Here is a 19186-nt window from a genome sequence, read left to right as displayed (position 1 = left end):
GGGAGGCGGGCACGGCCCGAGGGGGGTCAGCCCCGCTCGTACGCGGCGACCAGTTCGGAGCACCGCTTCACATCGGCGGCCATCGCCACGAGCAGGTCGTCGACCGAGTCGAACCTCAGCATCCCGCGCACGTACGCGAGGAAGTCCACCGCGACGTGCAGCCCGTACAGGTCGAGGTCCACGCGGTCGATCGCGTACGCCTCCACCGTCCGCTCCGTGGCGTCGAACTGCAGATTCGTGCCGACCGAGATCGCGGCGGGCATCGCCTCGCCCGCCACGACCAGCCAACCCGCGTAGACGCCGTCGGCGGGGATCGCGGTGTGCACCAGGGTCTCCACGTTGGCCGTGGGGAAGCCGAGCCCACGGCCGCGCTGCGCGCCGCGCACGACGACGCCCTCGACCCGGTGCGGGCGGCCCAGGATCTCGGCGGCGCCCGCGACGTCGCCCTCGGCGATCAGCCGCCGGGTGAGGGTGGAGGAGAACGGCTCGCCGCCGCCCGCCTCGCCGCTCACGTACAGGTCGACGACCTCGACGCGGTAGTCGTGGGTCGTGCCGACCTCGGCGAGCAGCTCGACGTTCCCGGCCGCCCTGTGGCCGAAGCGGAAGTTCGGGCCCTCGATGACCAGCTGCGCGTGCAGCTTGTCGACGAGCACCTTCACGATGAAGTCGGCCGGGGCCAGCTGCGAGAACTCGGTGGTGAACGGCAGGATCAGCATCGCGTCCACGCCCAGCTCGGCCATCAGCTCGGCACGCCGGTGGTGCGGGGCGAGCAGCGGCGGGTGGCTGCCGGGCCGCACGACCTCGCTGGGGTGCGGGTCGAAGGTCACCACGACGGACGGCACGCCCAGCTCGCGGGCCCGCTCCACGGCGCGCCCGATGATCAGCTGGTGTCCGCGGTGCACCCCGTCGTAGGAACCGATGGTGACGACGCTGCGTCCCCAGTCCTGGGGGATGTCCTCCAAGCCACGCCAGCGCTGCACTCTGACCGCTCCTCGCCCGAACCTGTGTACGTGGATATGCCTCTTACGCAGGTCTAAGACTGCCATGCTCACGCCCTGCGGCCTGCATCGGCATCGCCTTGGGGCCGCCCAGCTCCCGAACCGTCCGTCGGGCGTCCGGGCCGATGAGCGGTGTCCATTCCTGCGGGGCCTCGGTCAGCCAGCCGGTGACCAGGGCTGCGAACCCCGGTACGTCACGGGCGAGTTCGACCAGCAGCCGGTCGAATCGGTCCGCGCCGCCGGGGGTGCGGAGCAGCAGCGTTCCGGTGCGGTGGACCAGGGCGCGGGTACGGGCCGGAGCGCGTCCTCCGGAGCCGGTTCCGGCGGCCCGCAGCAGCGCGGCGAGCACGTCCGGGTCCTGTCGGGTGTCCTGTTCGAAGTCGAGCAGGACCTCCAGGAGCTCCCCCCGCAGCTGGGCGGAGGCCGGGCTGCCGGGCGCGGCGAACACCGCGGCGAGCGACCCGCGCACGGGCGGCGGTACGGGGCGGTCCCGCAGCAGCCCGGTCACCAGCGGCAGCAGCAGCGCGCGGGCGGCGGGCCCGTGCTCCAGCCTCCGGTGGATGTACGAGGCGGCGTGCGCGGTGTCGTCCGGGTGGCTCTCGACGTAGGCGCGCACCAGTCCGGCGGTGTGCAGGGCCAGTGCGGGGGCGTCGATCGCGGCCAGGGCGCACAGCACCTCGCCCGCGCCCTCGTCCGGCCGGGTCAGCCGCTCCCGGAACGCGGCGAGCACCGGCTCCGGGTGGGACGGCAGGGCCGCTGCGAGCACGTCCGGGGACAGTCGCGGCTCGCCCTCGACGAAGGCCCGCAGGGCCTGCGGGAGGCAGCCGTCCCGGCTCTGCGGGTCCCGTACGAGGAGGGCGAGCGCGGCCCCGTGCAGGGCGGCGTCGCCGGGGCGGGCCAGCAGGGCGCGGGCGGCTCCGCGCAGCAGCTCGCGGTCGGTGTCGAGGACGGCGTGGGGCGCGGCGACCGCCGCGTACGTGGCGGCGGCGGTGCGGCGGGCGGGCCGGTCCCCGTCGTGGGCCCAGCGGTGCACGGCCCGGCACAGGGCGGCGGGCTCGTCCTCGGCCAGCGCGGTGAGCAGTTCCCCGGCCCGGGGGTGGTGGGCCGCGACGAGCGCGTCGGTCAGGTCGTCGACGGCCAGGCCCCGGTGGGTGTGGAGCAGCGCCTGCGCGGCGGTGGCCACGGTCGGCCGCAGCGCGTCCCCGTCACCGTCACCGGCAGGGAGCGGACGCTCGTCGGTGAGCCAGCCGCAGAGCAGGGGCTGCACGGTCCGGGGCCGGGCGGCGAGCCGCCGGGCCACGGCGTCCAGGAACCGCTCGCCATCACCGCAGGGCGGCCCGTCGGCGGGGACCAGGCGCCGGAACAGGTCGATCCGGTCCGCCTCGGGCAGCGTCAGCCGCTGCCAGAACCACGGGCCGAACTCGGCGTACGTGCCGGGGCCCGTCGGTCCGCCCCGCGCGGCACCGCGCACGACCCGGCCGGCGAGGAGCCGCAGCACCCCGAGGTACGGCCGGGCGTCGGGCACCTGGATCAGGGTCTCGGAGAGCAGGTGGACGGCCCACCACCGGGCGTCGCGGCACGGGGTGTCCCGGTCCCCGCCGGAGGAGGTGGTGGGGGTGGTGCTGGCGGTGGTGTCGGTGTCGGCCCGTTCCGGGGCCCCAGGTCCGGGCAGCAGCCGGTCCAGGGCCTCGATGAGGTCGGCCAGCTGGTGGGAGAGGGCCACGGGGCCCTGTCGGCGGCCCAGCCGGAGCAGTGCCTGGACCACCGGACCGATCCGGTGGCGCGGTACGGGCAGGGTGCGCGGGCCCGACGAGGGGCCCGGGGAGGGGCCCGGGGAGCCGGGCCCCTCCCCGGGGACCGTTCCCGCGTCCGGTGCGGGCGCCCCGTCGCTCCCGCCGCCCGGCCGGCCCGCGACGGGGCTCCGGCCGCTTCCCGCGGGCCGCCTCGGCTGCGGCACCCGGCGGGCGGCTGCCACACCCCGCGCCACACCCGCCCCCGGTGCCGCACCCGCCCCGGGTGTCACGCCCACCCCCGGTGCCGTGCCCCTGCCCGGGCCCGCCCCATCCGGCGGCGCCCCGTGGTCCGGCTCCTTCCGCGCGTGCCATCGGTGGACGAGCGCGTGCAGGGCCGCGTCCACGTCCAGATGGGCGCCCTGGACCCAGTCCCCCAGCTCCTCGTGCGCGAAGCGGTAACCGGCCCCCGCCGGGACGAGCAGGCCCTCGGTGAGGACGGCCGACGCCCAGCCGGGGCGCCAGGGGAAGACCTCCTCGAACGCCGCCCGGTCCAGCTCTCCCTGTCCCGGGCCCAGGCAGCGCCGTGCCGCCTCGTGCACCTGCCCCGCCACCCGGGCGGCCAGTCTGCGGACCGCGCCCCCGCCCGGCGCCCGGCCCGAGGCGGCCGCGACCCGGACCGCGACGCGCAGGCACATCAGGTCCAGGTGGGCGGCGAACACCTCCTCCGTGTCGGGCTGCCCGGCGACCTCTCCGGGCATGGCGGCGCGCACCTCCGCGAGGAGGCGCAGGGTGAGCGGGTGCCGGTCGTGCCCGGGGGCGAGCGCACCGGGCGGGATGGCGTACCGCTGCCGGGCCTGTTCGGCCTGGTCCGCGGTGAGGTCGCCCAGCCGGATCGCGGACGGCAGCCGCCCGGCCGGGCGGGCGGGGCGGTGCAGCGCGCCGGGCGGGCAGAGCGCACCGGCCGTCTCCCAGTACTCGGGCCGGCAGGCGATCACGAGCCGTGCGCCGTTGGTCCGCAGCCAGTCGACGGTGGCGGCGGTCCACCGGGCGGTCTCGTGGGCCAGTGCGGGAGGCATCTCCTCGGGGCCGTCCAGCAGCACGAGCAGCGGGATTCCGGACTCCCGGGCCAGCCGGGCCACCCGTTCGGGAGTGGCGGTGGTCATGTCGCCCCGGGCCCCGGCGGCGGTGACGATCCGGCCGGCCCTGCTCAGCGCGCGGGTGACGGCGTCGGCGACCGAGGTGTCGCCGGCCAGCAGGTCGGCGCCGCGCAGCCAGAGGGTGGGCGCGGGGACCGGGCCGCGTGCCCGGCGGGTGGTGAGCGCCGTCAGTTCGGTGGTGCGCCCGGTGCCCGGGGCCCCGACCAGGCCGAGGACGACCGCGGTGCCGCCCGCCGCGGACGAGGCCCCGGCCGGTCCCGCGAAGGCCATGAACTCCGCGCTGACGTCCGGGCGCTCGACCGGGTCGGGCCCGTCGCCCGGACCGCCCGCCGAACCGAGCGAGGTCGCCGTCAGGTGCAGGGCGCCCGCGAGGTTCAGGTCGTGTCCGTAACCGGGGACGCTCGTCGCGTTGCGTCGCAGCAGTACGTCGAGCGGGCCCTCGGTGCCCGTGTCCCGCAGCGGTACGGCGAGGCCGCCCGCGGGGTGCTCCGCCCGCAGCGCGGTGCCCAGTACGGCGATGACCGCGCCGCTCTCCGGATCGAGGACGGGTCCGCCCACGGCCGCGCCGCGCAGTTGCAGCGCGTCCCTGCCGTTGGTGCCGAGCGCCAGCTCCAGCGCCGCGCCGATCCGGTGGCAACGGCCGCGCGCGGTGTAGGTCACGGAGGTGGTGCCGAGCACCCGGGCCTCGCGCCAGCCGTGGGCGGCGATCGTCACGTACGTCCCGGCGTCGATCCGTTCCCGCAGGGTGATCGGCACCGGTTCCACGCCCAGCGCCCCGGGGCCCGGGGTGCGCAGCAGGGCGAGCCCGAGTTCGGGCAGCGCGGTGATGTCGTCGGCCCCGAGGGTGCGACTGTGGCCGTCCGCTCCGTGCAGGACCGGTCCGTCGAGGCCGTCGATCGCCTCGTGGCTGGTCAGTACCGTGCCCCGGTCGTCCGCGACGAATCCGGTCCCCCGCGGCCGACCGGCCTGATCGCAGATACGTACCAGCGCTGCCCGGTCCCCGCTTCCCATGGTCGGAACGTTAGGACCGATGATCAGCACGTGTACCACTTGGAGCAAAAGCGCCCCCTGATGCACCCCCGTTTCACTCCGAGCGCCTGCTCGTTGGGGTGAATTATGGGCGTCCGGTGGACAGCAATCGCGGGGAACCGTGGAGCGGGCGGGGTTGTCCCGCCCGCTCCACGTCGAGTCCGTCCCGGTGACGGCACCGGGCCGCCGTCCGGAGCCTGCCGGACGGCGGCCGGAGGGACGGCCCCCGGAAGTCCGGCTGCCGGGCCCCGGCAGCCGCTCAGGCGAAGACCGCGAGGCTCTTGGCCTTGCCCTTCTGCTCCTCGACGAGAACCAGGAACCGTCCGTCGGGTCCGAAGACCCCGACCGGTTCCGACGGGAAGGCCGGCATGTCCAGCCGTACGCCGTTCAGCAGCAGCCTGGCACGCTTCTCGTCCACGTCCCAGCGGGGGAACGCGGCTGCGGCGGCCTCGGCCACCGGCATCACGGTCAGCTCCTCCTGGTGCTGGTCGAGCGTCCGCGCCGCGTCGAGGCCGTACGGTCCGACCCGGGTGCGCCGCAGCGCGGTCAGGTGCCCGCCGACGCCGAGCCCGGCACCGAGGTCCCGGGCGATGGCGCGGATGTACGTGCCCGAGGAGCAGACGACCGAGACGACCAGGTCCACGACCGGCGTCCCGTCCTCGGCGACCTCGTGGCGGACGTCGTAGACGTTGAAGGACGAGATCGTCACCGGGCGGGCCGGGATCTCGAACTCCTCGCCGCCCCGCACCCGTGCGTAGGACCGCTTGCCGTCGATCTTGATGGCGCTGACCTTGGACGGCACCTGCATGATCGCGCCGGTCAGGGCCGCGACACCCGCGTCGATGCCCTCCCGGGTCACCCCGGACGCGTCGGTGGACGAGGTGATCTCGCCCTCCGCGTCGTCCGTGATGGTGTTCTGGCCGAGCCTGATCGTGCCGAGGTACTCCTTCTCGGTCAGCGCGAGGTGACCGAGAAGCTTGGTGGCCTTCTGGACGCCGAGCACGAGCACGCCGGTCGCCATCGGGTCCAGCGTGCCGGCGTGTCCGACCCGGCGGGTCCGGGCGATGCCGCGCATCTTGGCGACGACGTCGTGCGAAGTGAAGCCGGACGGCTTGTCGACGATGACAAGGCCGTCCGGCGTGTTCTGCGATGTCATTCGGAGGCGGTGTCCTCGTCGTTCTCGTCCTCCGGCTTGCGGTACGGGTCCGCGTCACCGGCGTACGTGGCGCCCGAGGACGCCTCGCGCACCTTGGCGTCCGAGGCCCGCGCGCGGTCGAGGAGGTCCTCGATCGCCCGCGCGTTCTCCGGAAGCGCGTCCGCCACGAAGGCGAGGGTCGGGGTGAACTTCGTCCCCGCCGCCGCACCGACCGCCGACCGCAGGATGCCCTTGGCGCTCTGCAGACCGGCCGCGGCGCTCGCCCGCTCCTCGTCGTCGCCGTAGACCGTGTAGAAGACCGTGGCCTCCCGCAGGTCGCCGGTGACCCGGACGTCCGTGATGGTCACGTGCGTACCCAGGCGCGGGTCCTTGATACCGCGCTGAAGTTTCTGGGCGACCACCTCCTGGATGAGGTCCGCCAGCTTCTTAGCCCGCGCGTTGTCGGCCACTGGTCCGTCTCCCTCTTGCTCAATCGTCTTCGTCGCTGTGGACCCGCCGTCGTACGGACAGCAGTTCCACTTCCGGCCGGGCGGCCACCAGCCGCTCGCACCGGTCCAGAACATCTGTGAGGTGTCCGGTGTCCCCGGAGACCACGGCAAGGCCGATCTCGGCCCTGCGATGGAGATCCTGACCGCCGGTCTCCGCCGCGCTCACCGCGAATTTTCGTTGGAGTTCGGCGACTATCGGACGGACGACGGAGCGCTTCTCCTTCAACGACCGTACGTCGCCGAGAAGCAGATCGAAGGACAGTGTCCCCACATACATGAATGTCCGGATGTCCCGCCGGTTCGGGTTCGTGTCCTGCCAGCGCTTGGCAGGAACACGAGAACCGTACACGGAACGGCCGGGGCCGATCGACGGAAATTACGCCCCGTCGACCGGCCCCGACTGTGAAGGAGGGGTCCGGGGGTGTTCCCCCGGATTCCCCGCGGATCAGCCTCGCGGCTTCTCGCGCATCTCGTACGTCGCGATGACGTCGTCGATCTTGATGTCGTTGAAGTTTCCGAGGTTGATACCACCCTCGAAGCCTTCGCGGATCTCGGTGACGTCGTCCTTGAAGCGGCGCAGACCGGAGATGTTGAGGTTCTCCGCGATGACCTTGCCATCGCGCAGCAGGCGCGCCTTGGTGTTGCGCTTGACCTCGCCGGAGCGGACCAGCACACCGGCGATGTTGCCCAGCTTGGACGAGCGGAAGATCTCGCGGATCTCCGCCGTGCCGAGCTCGACCTCTTCGTACTCCGGCTTGAGCATGCCCTTGAGGGCCGCCTCGATCTCCTCGATGGCCTGGTAGATCACCGAGTAGTAGCGGACGTCGACGCCCTCGCGCTCCGCCATCTGCTGGGCACGCCCGGCAGCGCGGACGTTGAAGCCGATGACGATGGCGTCGGAGCCGGTCGCCAGGTCGATGTCCGACTCGGTGACCGCACCCACACCGCGGTGCAGGACCCGGATGTCGACCTCGTCGCCGACGTCGAGCTGGAGCAGGGAGGACTCGAGGGCCTCCACCGAACCGGACGCGTCGCCCTTGATGATGAGGTTGAGTTCCTGGACCAGACCGGCCTTGAGCGCCTCGTCCAGGTTCTCCAGGGAGAACCGGACGCCCTTGCGGGCGAAGTTGGCGTTGCGCTCGCGGGCGGCACGCTTCTCGGCGATCTGACGGGCCGTACGGTCCTCGTCGACCACCAGGAAGTTGTCGCCGGCGCCCGGGACGTTGGTGAGACCCAGCACGAGGACGGGGGTCGAGGGACCCGCTTCCTCGACGTTGTTGCCGTTGTCGTCGAGCATCGCCCGGACCCGGCCGTACGCGTCGCCGACCACCATCGTGTCACCGATGCGCAGCGTGCCGCGCTGGACCAGGACGGTCGAGACGGCGCCGCGGCCGCGGTCGAGGTGGGACTCGATCGCGATGCCCTGCGCGTCCTGCTCCGGGTTGGCCCGCAGGTCGAGCGAGGCGTCGGCGGTGAGGACGACGGCCTCCAGCAGCTGGTCGATGTGCAGACCCTGCTTGGCGGAGATGTCGACGAACATCGTGTCGCCGCCGTACTCCTCGGCCACCAGACCGAACTCGGTGAGCTGACCGCGCACCTTGGTCGGGTCGGCGCCCTCGACGTCGATCTTGTTGACCGCGACCACGATCGGCACGTCGGCCGCCTTGGCGTGGTTCAGCGCCTCGATCGTCTGGGGCATCACACCGTCGTTCGCCGCCACCACGAGGATCGCGATGTCGGTGGACTTCGCACCACGGGCACGCATGGCGGTGAACGCCTCGTGACCCGGGGTGTCGATGAAGGTGATCTTCCGGTCCTCGCCGTTGACCTCGGCGGAGACCTGGTACGCACCGATGTGCTGCGTGATGCCGCCGGCCTCGCCCGCAATGACGTTCGTCTTGCGGATCGCGTCCAGCAGTCGGGTCTTTCCGTGGTCGACGTGACCCATGACGGTCACGACCGGCGGACGCGGGATGAGCGCCTCTTCGCCGCCCTCGTCCTCGCCGAACTCGATGTCGAAGGACTCGAGCAGCTCGCGGTCCTCCTCCTCCGGGCTGACGATCTCGAGAACGTAGTTCATCTCCTCGGCGAGCAGCTTGAGCGTGTCGTCGGAGACGGACTGCGTCGCCGTGACCATCTCGCCGAGGTTCATCATCACGGCGACGAGCGACGCCGGGTTGGCGTTGATCTTCTCCGCGAAGTCGGTGAGGGAGGCACCGCGCGACAGACGGACGGACTGTCCGTTGCCGCGAGGCAGCATGACGCCGCCCACCGACGGGGCCTGCATGGCCTCGTACTCCTGGCGCCTCTGCCGCTTCGACTTGCGGCCACGACGGGCCGGACCGCCGGGACGGCCGAACGCGCCCTGCGTGCCACCACGGCCGCCGGGACCGCCGGGACGGCCACCGAAGCCGGGACGGCCGCCGAAGCCACCGCCGCCGCCACCGGGACGACCCGCACCGCCGCCACCGCCACCGGGACGGCCGGCGAAGCCGCCACCACCGCCGCCGGGACCGGCCGGACGACCCGCGAAGCCGCCGCCGGGACGACCCGCGCCGCCCGGACGACCGCCGCCGCCGGGACCACGGCCGCCGGGGCCGCCACCGGGACGCGGGCCCGCGGCGGGACGCTGCGGCATCATGCCCGGGTTCGGACGGTTGCCACCGGGGGCACCGCCCGGACGGGGAGCCTGCGGACGCGGCATGCCGCCGGGGGTCGGACGGGGACCGCCCTGGCCCTGCGGACGCGGCGCGCCACCGGGACCACCCTGCGGACGCGGGGCACCCGGACGCTCCTGACCGCCACCGGGACGCGGGGCGCCGCCGGGACGCGGCGCCTGCGGACGGGCCATGCCCGTCGAGCCGCCGGAGGTGAAGGGGTTGTTGCCCGGCCGGGGGCCGGACGGACGGGCACCGGGGCGCGGCGCGCCCTGACCCGCGGGACGCGCGGGACGGTCGCCACCGCGGCCGCCGTCGCGCTGACCGCCGTCACGCTGGCCGCCGGACGGAGCCGGGCGGGCGGGACGGGGGCCGGGGGTGGCGCCGGTGGGACGCGGGGCCTGCTGCGGGGCCGGGGCCGGCGCCGAGAACTCGGCGGCGGGGACCGGGGTCACCGGAGCGGGCTTGGGCGCGGGCCGCGGACCCGGACGCGGGCCCGGGGCCGGCGCCGAAGGCGTTGCGGGGTGCTGCTCGCCGGGGCGGCGGGGGCCGGCTTGGGGGCCGGGGCGCCGGGCTTCGGGGCAGCGGGACGTGCCGCGGCGGCCGGGGAGGGCGCCGTGGGCTTCGCGGGCGTCGCCTTGCGGGGCGCGCCAGGCTTGGCAGCGGGCTTGCCGGCGTTGCCGCCGGGCCCCTGCAGTGCGTCAGTCAACTTGCGTACAACCGGCGCCTCGATCGTCGAGGACGCCGAACGGACGAATTCACCGAGTTCTTGGAGCTTGGCCATGACGACCTTGCTCTCGACGCCGAACTCCTTGGCGAGTTCGTATACCCGGACCTTAGCCACTTCGCTCCTTTTAGGTCCGGGTTACCGCCGGACCGTCGCTACTTCATGGGCGTACTCATCGCGTACTCATCGAGTGCTCATCGCAATCTCGACCTACTTCCAACTCGCGAGGTACCTGACCGCACGGGGTCCCGTGCCGTTCATTTCTTACGGTGTCACCCGCTCGACGAACCGCTGCAGCGCGGCGGGGTCGAACGGCCCCTTGGCCTTGAAGGCCCGGGGGAATGCCCGGCGGCGAACCGCCAGGTCCAGACATGCGGGGACGGGGTGTACATAGGCACCCCGGCCGGGCAGCGTACCGCGAGGATCGGGAACGCAGGCGTTCCCTTCCGCGACGATGCGCAGCAGTTCGCTCTTGGCCGCCCGCTCCCGGCATCCCACACAGGTTCGCTCAGGGCAAGCGCGGGCATGCGTCCGGCCAGACACGGCTAAGTCTACCTCCCCGCACCGACCTCACCCCTTTGGGGCAAAAATCGAACGGATGTTGTCGTGATCTCAGCGGCATGCCGCTGAGATTTATTCCCGGCCCCCCGCGGCCTGCACCGGGCGCCCCTCCAGGAGCGGCGCCCGGTGTCCCGCGCGCGGGTCCGTCCTTCCGGCGGGCGTCCGGCCGGAGCCGGCCGCCCGACCGGTTCTCAGCGCCGCTCGGACCGCTCGCGGGCGCGCTCCGCGCGCTCCCGGTCGGCGACGTCGCGCTCGGCGTCGGTCTCGGTGTCCGGGCGGATGTCGATGCGCCAGCCGGTGAGGCGGGCGGCGAGGCGGGCGTTCTGCCCCTCCTTGCCGATCGCGAGTGAGAGCTGGTAGTCCGGGACGGTGACGCGGGCGGACCGGGCGCCGAGATCCACGACCTCGACCTGGCTCACCCGTGCGGGCGACAGCGCGTTGGCGACCATCTCGGCCGGGTCGTCCGACCAGTCCACGATGTCGATCTTCTCGCCGTGCAGCTCGGACATCACGTTGCGCACCCGGCCGCCCATCGGCCCGATGCAGGCGCCCTTGGCGTTCAGTCCGGAGCGGGTCGAACGGACCGCGATCTTGGTGCGGTGGCCGGCCTCCCGGGCGATCGCGCAGATCTCCACGGAACCGTCCGCGATCTCCGGGACCTCCAGCGCGAAGAGCTTCTTCACCAGGTTGGGGTGGGTCCGCGACAGCGTGACGGACGGGCCGCGCACACCCTTGGCGACGCGCACCACGTACGTGCGCAGTCGCATGCCGTGGGTGTACTCCTCGCCCGGCACCTGCTCCTGCACCGGCAGGATGGCCTCCAGCTTGCCGATGTCGACCAGGACGTTCTTGGGGTCCTTGCCCTGCTGGACCACGCCGGTGACGATGTCGCCCTCGTGGCCCGCGTACTCGCCGAACGTCCGGTCGTCCTCGGCGTCGCGCAGCCGCTGCAGGATGACCTGCTTGGCCGTGGTCGCGGCGATCCGGCCGAAGCCGGACGGGGTGTCGTCGAACTCCTTGGGCTCCTGCCCCGGCTCCAGGTCGGCCGGGTCCTCCTTCGCCCACACCGTCACGTGGCCGCGCTCGTCGAGCTCCACCCGCGCGCGGCGGTGGCTTCCGTCGGTACGGTGGTAGGCGATGAGGAGGGCCGACTCGATCGCCTCGACGAGCACGTCGAAGGGGATCTCCTTGTCCTGTGCCAAGCCCTTCAAGAGCTTCACGTCGATGTCCACGGCTACGCCTCCTCTTCCTTCTTGTCCTTGCGGCTGAATTCGATCTCCACGCGCGCCTTGGCGATCTCGTCGAAGGCGACCCGGCGGGACGTGGGCCTGCGGCCCTTGACGCCCGGCACCTCGAGGTCGAGCCCTTCTTCGTCCACGGCGAGGATGCGGGCCACCAGTTCGCCGCCCTCGCGCAGGTGCAGCTTGGCCAGGCGGCCCGTGGCGCGTACGTAGTGGCGGTGCTCCGTCAGCGGACGGTCGGCACCGGGGGAACTGACTTCGAGGACGTACTCGCCGTCGCCCATCGCGTCGGTCTCGTCGAGCTTCTCGGAGATCGCGCGGCTCAGCTCGGCGCAGGCGTCCAGCTCCACGCCCTCGTCGGAATCCACGATGATCCGCAGCACCCGGCGGCGGCCGGCCCGGGAAATCTCGATCTCCTCGAGATCCAGCTGCTCGGCGCTGACGAGCGGTTCGAGCAGTCCGCGCAGCCTCTCGCTCTGGGTGGTGCTCATCCGGGTGACTCCTCGGCCGCGTGTGCTGTTGTGGGATCTCGCGTGTCAGGTCAAAGGGTATCCGGTCCCGAGGGGTGTTGCCGTCCCTCCTCTCCTCCGCCGCGGGTACGCTCGCCTGCGGTGATCACTTCAGGACAGATCCAGTCAAGACAGGTCCAGCCCGAAGGAGAAAAGTGCAGCGCACCGGAACGACGCGCAGGGGTGCGCTCACCGCGACGGGAGCGATCGCCCTGGGGGCGGTGCTGGCCGGCTGCGGCGACGGCTCCGGGCGCCCGGAGCGATCCGGGCGGGACGGGGCCCCGACCGCGGCCGAACAGGTCGCCGCGGCGCGGGCGGAGAAGAAGATCCGGGCGGGCGCCGCGCGGAGCAGCATGGAGCTGCTCGGCCACTACGAGCAGGTGATCGGAGCCCATCCGGCCACCGCCGCCGCGCTCTCGCCGTTGCGGGACATCGTGCGGGCCCACGCCGGGGCGCTGGTGCCCGGCGGGAAGCCGCTCGCGCCCCCACGGTCGCGCGCTACCGGTGCGAGGGCGGCGGTCGAGGAGCTGGCCGCGGCGGAGCGCCGCACCTCCGACGCGCATCTGGCGGCCCTCCTGGAGGCCCCGCCGGAGCTGGCCCGGCTGCTGGCCTCGACGGCGGCGGCGGGCGCGGCCCACGCCTATCTGCTGACCGAACTGGCCAAGGAGACCTCGTCATGAGCGCCGGAGAGCTGAAGGCCGTACAGGCGGCCCTGGCCGCCGAACACGCGGCGGTGTACGGGTACGGGGTGGTCGGCGCCCGGGTCGACGGGAAGCGCCGGGCCGAGGCCCGCTCGGCCCACCACGCGCACCGGGCCCGGCGCGACGTGCTGGCCCGGACCGTGCGCGACCTGGGCGGCGAGCCGGTGGCGGCGCGGGCCGCGTACGCCCTGCCGTTCACGGTCGCGGACCCGGCCGCTGCGGTGCGGCTGGCGGCCCTGCTGGAGGACCGGGTCGCGAACGTGTACTCCGACCTGGTGCGGGCCGCCGAGGGGCCGCTCAGGCGGGAGGCCGCCGACGCGCTGCGGGAGGCCGCGGTGCGCGCGGTCCGCTGGCGGGGCAGCGGCGTACCCTTTCCCGGTCTCGCCGAGCGGGCCGCCGGGAGGACCACCGCGGCGGGGGCCGGTGCGAAGACCGCCGACGGGGAGGGGGCCGCCCCGGCGCGCTGAGAAAGCCGCGACACGGGCCACGAGGCACCGAGGCACCGAGGCACCGAGGAAATTCTGAAAGGGAACACAGCACGTATGGGTTTTGAACCGCCGCAGCGTCTGGTGCGAGCGCTGGGCGAGTCGTGCGGGGAAGCAGCCGCCGCCGACTGGCTCGCACGGCTTCCCGCGCTGATCGAGGAGGCGCTGTCCTCCACCGGGCGGCGGGTGACCGTGGAGCGGGTCGCCGCCCCGGGGGGCCGCAGCAGTCTGGTGCTGCTGGTGACGTGCTCCGACGGCACCCCGGCCGCGTTGAAGCTGGCCCCGGCCGGGGCCGCGCCCGGCCCCGAGCGGGCGGCGCTGGCCCACTGGAACGGCTGGGGCGCGGTGCGGCTGCTCGGTGACGGGCCCGGCGCGCTCCTGCTGGAGCGGCTGCACCCCGAGGTGTCGCTGCGTTCGCTGCCGGAGGCCAAGGCGCTGCTGGAGGCGGCGGGCACGGTGCGCCGGCTGTGGGTCGAGCCGCCGGCCGGGCACGGCTTCGAGACGGTCGCCGAACGGACCGGTCGCCGGGTCGGGCCGATGCGCGCCGCCGCGGCTGCCGATCCCGCCCTGGAGCCGATGGTCTCCGCGGCGCTCGCGGCCCGTGCGGAGCTGGTCGCCCACTCCCCCGAACTCCTGCTGCTGCACGGCAACTTCCGCCAGAGCAAGGTGCTCGCCGGGGAACGGGTGCCCTGGCTGACGGTCGGTCCCGAGCCGCTGGTCGGTGAGCGGGCCTACGACCTGGCGCGCCTGGTGCGCGACCGGGTCGAGGACCTGATCGCGTCCTCCGGCGGTGCGGTGACGGCCCGCCGGCGGGTGCGCAGGCTCGCCGACTCGCTGGACGTGGACCAGGAGCGGCTGCACGCCTGGACGCTGTTCCGCGCGGTGGAGTCGGGAACCCGGGCGATGGCCGCGGGCCGCCGCCAGGAGGGCGAACTGACCCTGGAGTTCGCGAGCTGGCTGTAGGGAATCCAGGAGGACGCGAGGAGGCCCCGCGCGGTGCGCGTGGGCCTCCTGCCGTGTTCCGGATCAGCCCTCGGTGGTGAGGCGGGCGATCGCCTCGTCGACCGTGAGCTCCTCGCGCTCGCCGGTGCGGCGGTCCTTGAGTTCCAGGACGCCCTCGGCCGAGCGGCGGCCGGCGACCAGGATCTTCGGGACGCCGATCAGTTCGGCGTCGGTGAACTTCACGCCGGGCGAGACGCCCGCGCGGTCGTCGACCATGACCCGCACGCCCGCGGCGCCGAGCCGCTCGGCGACGTCGAGGGCCAGCTCCGTCTGGAGCGCCTTGCCCGCCGCGACGACGTGGACGTCGGCCGGGGCGATCTCGCGGGGCCAGCACAGCCCCTGCTCGTCGGCGGTCTGCTCGGCGAGCGCGGCGACGGCGCGGGAGACGCCGATGCCGTAGGAGCCCATGGTGACCCGGACCGGCTTGCCGTTCTGGCCGAGCACGTCGAGCTGGAAGGTGTCCGCGTACTTGCGGCCCAGCTGGAAGATGTGGCCGATCTCGATGGCGCGGTCCAGCTTGAGGCCGGTGCCGCACTTGGGGCAGGGGTCGCCCGCCTCGACGACGACGACGTCGAGGTAGTCGTCGACCTCGAAGTCGCGGCCGACGACGACGTTCTTCGCGTGCACCCCGTCCTTGTTGGCGCCGGTGATCCAGGCGGTGCCGGGGGCGACGCGCGGGTCGGCGATGTAGCGGACCTTGTCCAGGCCCTGCGGGCCGACGTAGCCGCGCACCAGGTCGGGGCGGCCATCGAAGTCCTCCGCGGTGACCAGCTCGACGACGGCGGGCGCCAGGTGCTCGCCCAGCTTGCCGAGGTCCACCTCGCGGTCGCCGGGCACGCCCACCGCGACGATCTCGCCGTCGATCTTGACCAGCAGGTTCTTCAGGGTCGCGGAGGCGGGGACGCCCAGGTGCGCGGCGAGGGTCTCGATGGTCGGGGTGTCGGGGGTGTCCAGCTCCTCGACGGGGCCGTGCGCGGAACCGTCCGCCGGGGCGGCCTCGAAGGTCACCGCCTCGGTGTTGGCGGCGTAGTCGCAGGCGGGGCAGTCGACGAAGGTGTCCTCGCCGGCCGGGGCGGGGGCCAGGAACTCCTCGGAGGCCGAGCCGCCCATGGCGCCGGAGACGGCGGAGACGACGCGGTAGTCGAGGCCGAGCCGTTCGAAGATCCGGATGTAGGCGGCGCGGTGCAGCCCGTACGCCTCGGCCAGCCCTTCGTCCGTGGTGTCGAAGGAGTACGAGTCCTTCATCTGGAACTCGCGGCCGCGCAGCACACCGGCGCGCGGGCGGGCCTCGTCGCGGTACTTGGTCTGGATCTGGTACAGGATCACGGGCAGGTCCTTGTAGGACGTGATCTGATCCTTGACGACCTGGGTGAAGATCTCCTCGTGGGTGGGGCCGAGGAGGTACTCGGCGCCCTTGCGGTCGCGGAGCCGGAAGAGCAGGTCGCCGTACTCGTCGTAGCGGCCGCTGGCCTCGTACGACTCCTTGGGCAGCAGTGCGGGCAGCAGGACCTCCTGGCCGCCGATGGCGTCCATCTCCTCGCGCACGACGCGGGTGATGTTCTCCAGGACCTTCTTGCCCAGCGGCAGCCAGGTCCAGATGCCGGCCGCGGTGCGACGTACGTATCCGGCCCGGACGAGCAGCTTGTGGTTGAGCGTCTCGGCGTCCGCCGGGTCGTCGCGCAGTGTCTTGATCATCAATCGGGACATGCGCTGGACCTGGGCCATGGTGAACTCCTGCTAGGAAGGGTGATGTGCAGGAGGTTAGCCGGGCAGCACGGGTGGGCGGAAATCCATTGGCCCCGGCTCAGTGTGCACGGCGCAGCGGGAGCGGGGCTCCCATCACCGCGTACGGCTTGGGAGCGCTGGGAAAGAGCACCTGCCGGGCCAGGTCCTGGTAGCCGAGACTGCGGTACAGGCTGCGGGCCGGGCTCTCCGTGTCGATCGCGGAGAGGATGGATCGGGGCTGGTCGACGGCGTCCGTGATGGTGGTGATCAGCGTGCGGCCGATGCCGAGGTTCTGGAACTCCGGCAGGACGTGCAGTTCGGTGATGACGAAGGAGTCGTCGAGCCAGTGCGCGGAGCCGGTGGCGCGGAGGTAGGGCTCGACGACGGTGGACCACCACTGGCCGCGCTCGTTGGGCATGCCGTAGACGAAGCCGACGAGCCGGTCGCCGGGGGTGGTGGCGCCGAGGGCGCGGGCCTCGGGGTGGTCGAGGTGCCTGAGGACGATGTGGCGTCGTACCTCGACCTCTTCCGGGCCCAGTCCGAAGGCGACGGCCTGCACGGCGAGCGCCTCGTCCACGCGCGCGGCGAGATCGATCGGCCCGATCCGGACGCTGGGAATGCGGGGGGCGCCCCCGGGGACTGCTGCCATGGGCCGACCCTACTGGCCCGGGCGGGGTGTGCGGTACGGGGCGGCGGGGCCGGTCAGAACAGCACGCTCATGAACGCGCCGGTCTCGCGGAAGCCGACCTTGGCGTACGCGCGGCGGGCGGGGGTGTTGTAGTCGTTCACGTAGAGGCTGACGACGGGGGCGACGTCGGCCAGGGCGTAGCGCAGGACGGCCGCCATGCCGGTTTCGGAGAGGCCCTTGCCGCGGTGTTCGGGGGCGACCCAGACGCCCTGGATCTGGCAGGCCTGCGGGGTGGCCGCGCCGATCTCGGCCTTGAAGACGACCTTGCCGTCCTCGATGCGGGCGAAGGAGCGTCCGGAGCCGATGAGTTCGGCGACGCGTGCCTGGTAGAGGAGTCCGCCGTCGCCCGCGAGCGGGGAGATGCCGACCTCCTCGGTGAACATCGCGATGCAGGCGGGCATCAGGACGTCCATCTCGTCCTTGCGGATGCGGCGGACGAGGGGGTCGGGGGCGACCTCGGTGGAGGGGCTCTCGGTGACCATCAGCGGCTGGTTGGCGCGGACCTCGCGGGCCGGGCCCCAGCCGGGTTCGAGCAACCGCCACAGCTGGGCGGTGGGTTCCGCGGGGCCGACGATGGAGGAGCAGCGGCGGCCGGCCCGGCGGGCCCGGTCGGCGAAGGCCCGGACGGCCTCGGGTCCGGCGCAGATGGGGACGAGGTTGGCGCCCGAGTAGCAGAGCGAGCGCAGCTGTCCGTCGGCGTACCAGCCCCACATCTCGCCGCCCAGGCGCCAGGGGTCGAGACCCGCGATCTGGACCCGGGACGTCACGAAGGCGTTGGCGACGGGCTCGCTCTCCAGGACGGCCAGAGCGGCACCGAGGTCGCTGGGTTCGAGGACCCGGGTGGTGGTCTGCGTCAACACGAGGGGGCCTCACCATATGGTCTGCTGATTTCCGCACTGTACCCAAAGAGGCTCATCTGCGCCGCTCGTGCTCGTGATCGGCTTTCCGGGCGCACCGTGAGGTCGCTCACGGCGGTGCCCGGTGCGGTCACTCATGACGGCGCCCCGCCGGACGGGGGTCGTCCGGCGGGGCGCCGTGGTGTCGTCGTGCGGTCCGGCCGGGGCCGGAGGCCGGTTCAGCTGACGGAGACCTCGGGCTCGCCCGAGGCGATGCCGTCCTTCTCCATCTGTTCGGCGATCTTCAGGGCTTCTTCGATCAGTGTCTCGACGATCTTCGACTCGGGCACGGTCTTGATGACCTCGCCCTTCACGAAGATCTGTCCCTTGCCGTTGCCCGAGGCCACCCCGAGGTCCGCCTCGCGGGCCTCGCCCGGACCGTTGACGACGCAGCCCATCACGGCCACCCGCAGCGGGACCTCCATGCCCTCCAGACCCGCCGTCACCTGGTCGGCCAGCTTGTACACGTCCACCTGGGCCCGCCCGCACGACGGGCACGAGACGATCTCCAGCCGCCGCTGGCGCAGGTTCAGCGATTCCAGGATCTGGATGCCGACCTTGACCTCCTCGGCCGGCGGGGCGGACAGCGAGACCCGGATGGTGTCCCCGATGCCCTCCGACAGCAGCGCGCCGAAGGCCACCGCCGACTTGATCGTGCCCTGGAAGGCCGGCCCGGCCTCCGTCACGCCCAGGTGCAGGGGGTAGTCGCAGCGGGCGGCGAGCTGCCGGTAGGCGTTGACCATCACGACCGGGTCGTTGTGCTTGACGGAGATCTTGATGTCGCGGAAGCCGTGCTCCTCGAACAGCGACGCCTCCCACAGCGCCGACTCCACCAGCGCCTCGGGGGTCGCCTTGCCGTACTTCGCCAGCAGCCGCGCGTCCAGCGAGCCCGCGTTGACGCCGATCCGGATCGGCGTGCCGGCCTCCCCGGCCGCCCGCGCGATCTCCTTGACCTTGTCGTCGAACTGCTTGATGTTCCCGGGGTTCACCCGCACCGCCGCGCAGCCCGCGTCGATCGCCGCGAAGACGTACTTCGGCTGGAAGTGGATGTCCGCGATCACCGGGATCTGCGACTTCCTCGCGATCGTCGCCAGCGCGTCCGCGTCGTCCTGCGTCGGACACGCCACCCGCACGATCTGACAGCCCGACGCCGTCAGCTCCGCGATCTGCTGCAGCGTCGCACCGACGTCGGAGGTGCGCGTCGTGGTCATCGACTGCACCGACACCGGCGCGTCCCCGCCCACCGCAACCGACCCGACCTGGATCTTGCGGCTGACCCTCCGGTCGGCGAGCTTGGTCGGAACGGACGGAATTCCGAGAGAAATCGCAGTCATGCGCTGAGCATCCCCAAGGTGTGGATCGAGGTCCCGAGATCGGCGGGCTCCGGCCTTCGAGGTTACGGCACCGGCGGCGGCCCCGAGCACACCCTGCCC

15 protein-coding genes and 1 pseudogene are annotated in these 19186 nt (G+C 73.2%); 3 read left to right on the top strand and 13 right to left on the bottom strand.

What is annotated here, in order from left to right:
• Positions 1–26 precede the first annotated feature (26 nt).
• The 9 genes and pseudogenes from OCT49_RS26755 to rimP form a co-directional block, all read right to left on the bottom strand.
• On the bottom strand, positions 27–980 hold the full coding sequence (locus OCT49_RS26755; protein WP_283854351.1) for a bifunctional riboflavin kinase/FAD synthetase: 954 nt from the start codon (positions 978–980) through the stop codon (positions 27–29).
• A gap of 43 nt (positions 981–1023) precedes the next feature.
• Positions 1024–4899, bottom strand: coding sequence for a S1 family peptidase (locus tag OCT49_RS26750; protein ID WP_283854350.1), 3876 nt, complete (start codon positions 4897–4899; stop codon positions 1024–1026).
• Between the two features lie 277 nt (positions 4900–5176).
• Positions 5177–6073 carry a tRNA pseudouridine(55) synthase TruB gene (truB, locus tag OCT49_RS26745; RefSeq protein WP_283854349.1) on the bottom strand — a complete coding sequence of 299 codons (897 nt, stop codon included), beginning with the start codon at positions 6071–6073 and terminating at the stop codon, positions 5177–5179.
• Entirely contained in the window at positions 6070–6522 is a 453-nt protein-coding gene (gene rbfA / locus OCT49_RS26740) for a 30S ribosome-binding factor RbfA (RefSeq protein ID WP_283854348.1), read from the bottom strand. The genes truB and rbfA overlap by 4 nt, the downstream gene beginning before the upstream one ends.
• Positions 6523–6541: 19 nt before the next feature.
• Positions 6542–6838 (bottom strand): DUF503 domain-containing protein, encoded by a 297-nt coding sequence (locus tag OCT49_RS26735; RefSeq protein ID WP_148839675.1) that lies wholly within the window; start codon positions 6836–6838, stop codon positions 6542–6544.
• A gap of 168 nt (positions 6839–7006) precedes the next feature.
• Positions 7007–10062: pseudogene (gene infB / locus OCT49_RS26730) on the bottom strand (translation initiation factor IF-2).
• A 147-nt stretch (positions 10063–10209) separates the two neighbouring features.
• Positions 10210–10488 carry a YlxR family protein gene (locus OCT49_RS26725; RefSeq protein WP_283854347.1) on the bottom strand — a complete coding sequence of 93 codons (279 nt, stop codon included), beginning with the start codon at positions 10486–10488 and terminating at the stop codon, positions 10210–10212.
• A 209-nt stretch (positions 10489–10697) separates the two neighbouring features.
• Entirely contained in the window at positions 10698–11738 is a 1041-nt protein-coding gene (gene nusA / locus OCT49_RS26720) for a transcription termination factor NusA (RefSeq protein WP_283854346.1), read from the bottom strand.
• Positions 11739–11740: 2 nt separating this feature from the next.
• Complete coding sequence (gene rimP / locus OCT49_RS26715) at positions 11741–12238, bottom strand: ribosome maturation factor RimP (protein WP_283854345.1); 498 nt, start codon at positions 12236–12238, stop codon at positions 11741–11743.
• Positions 12239–12411: 173 nt separating this feature from the next.
• Here rimP and OCT49_RS26710 point away from each other — a divergent pair, with 173 nt between their 5' ends.
• From OCT49_RS26710 to OCT49_RS26700, 3 genes are all read left to right on the top strand, one after another.
• On the top strand, positions 12412–12936 hold the full coding sequence (locus tag OCT49_RS26710; protein WP_283854344.1) for a hypothetical protein: 525 nt from the start codon (positions 12412–12414) through the stop codon (positions 12934–12936).
• A complete protein-coding gene (locus OCT49_RS26705; RefSeq protein WP_283854343.1) occupies positions 12933–13424 on the top strand; it encodes a ferritin-like domain-containing protein in 492 nt (163 codons plus the stop codon). Before OCT49_RS26710 ends, OCT49_RS26705 begins: the two co-directional genes overlap by 4 nt.
• A gap of 75 nt (positions 13425–13499) precedes the next feature.
• Positions 13500–14405 carry an aminoglycoside phosphotransferase family protein gene (locus OCT49_RS26700; RefSeq protein ID WP_283854342.1) on the top strand — a complete coding sequence of 302 codons (906 nt, stop codon included), beginning with the start codon at positions 13500–13502 and terminating at the stop codon, positions 14403–14405.
• A gap of 63 nt (positions 14406–14468) precedes the next feature.
• On the opposite strand, the gene OCT49_RS26695 is transcribed toward OCT49_RS26700, so the two are convergent.
• From OCT49_RS26695 to ispG, 4 genes are all read right to left on the bottom strand, one after another.
• Positions 14469–16169, bottom strand: coding sequence for a proline--tRNA ligase (locus OCT49_RS26695; protein ID WP_283854341.1), 1701 nt, complete (start codon positions 16167–16169; stop codon positions 14469–14471).
• Between the two features lie 79 nt (positions 16170–16248).
• Positions 16249–16818 (bottom strand): GNAT family N-acetyltransferase, encoded by a 570-nt coding sequence (locus OCT49_RS26690; RefSeq protein WP_283854340.1) that lies wholly within the window; start codon positions 16816–16818, stop codon positions 16249–16251.
• 53 nt (positions 16819–16871) lie between these two features.
• The gene (locus OCT49_RS26685) at positions 16872–17717 is read right to left on the bottom strand and encodes a GNAT family N-acetyltransferase (RefSeq protein WP_283854339.1); all 846 of its coding nucleotides are present in this window, start codon (positions 17715–17717) and stop codon (positions 16872–16874) included.
• Positions 17718–17932: 215 nt separating this feature from the next.
• The gene (gene ispG / locus OCT49_RS26680) at positions 17933–19087 is read right to left on the bottom strand and encodes a flavodoxin-dependent (E)-4-hydroxy-3-methylbut-2-enyl-diphosphate synthase (protein WP_283854338.1); all 1155 of its coding nucleotides are present in this window, start codon (positions 19085–19087) and stop codon (positions 17933–17935) included.
• Between the last annotated feature and the right edge of the window lie 99 nt (positions 19088–19186).

It is taken from the genome of Streptomyces sp. ML-6, from assembly GCF_030116705.1.
GTDB lineage: Bacteria > Actinomycetota > Actinomycetes > Streptomycetales > Streptomycetaceae > Streptomyces.
This window is presented reverse-complemented; position numbering and strand designations above follow the sequence as displayed.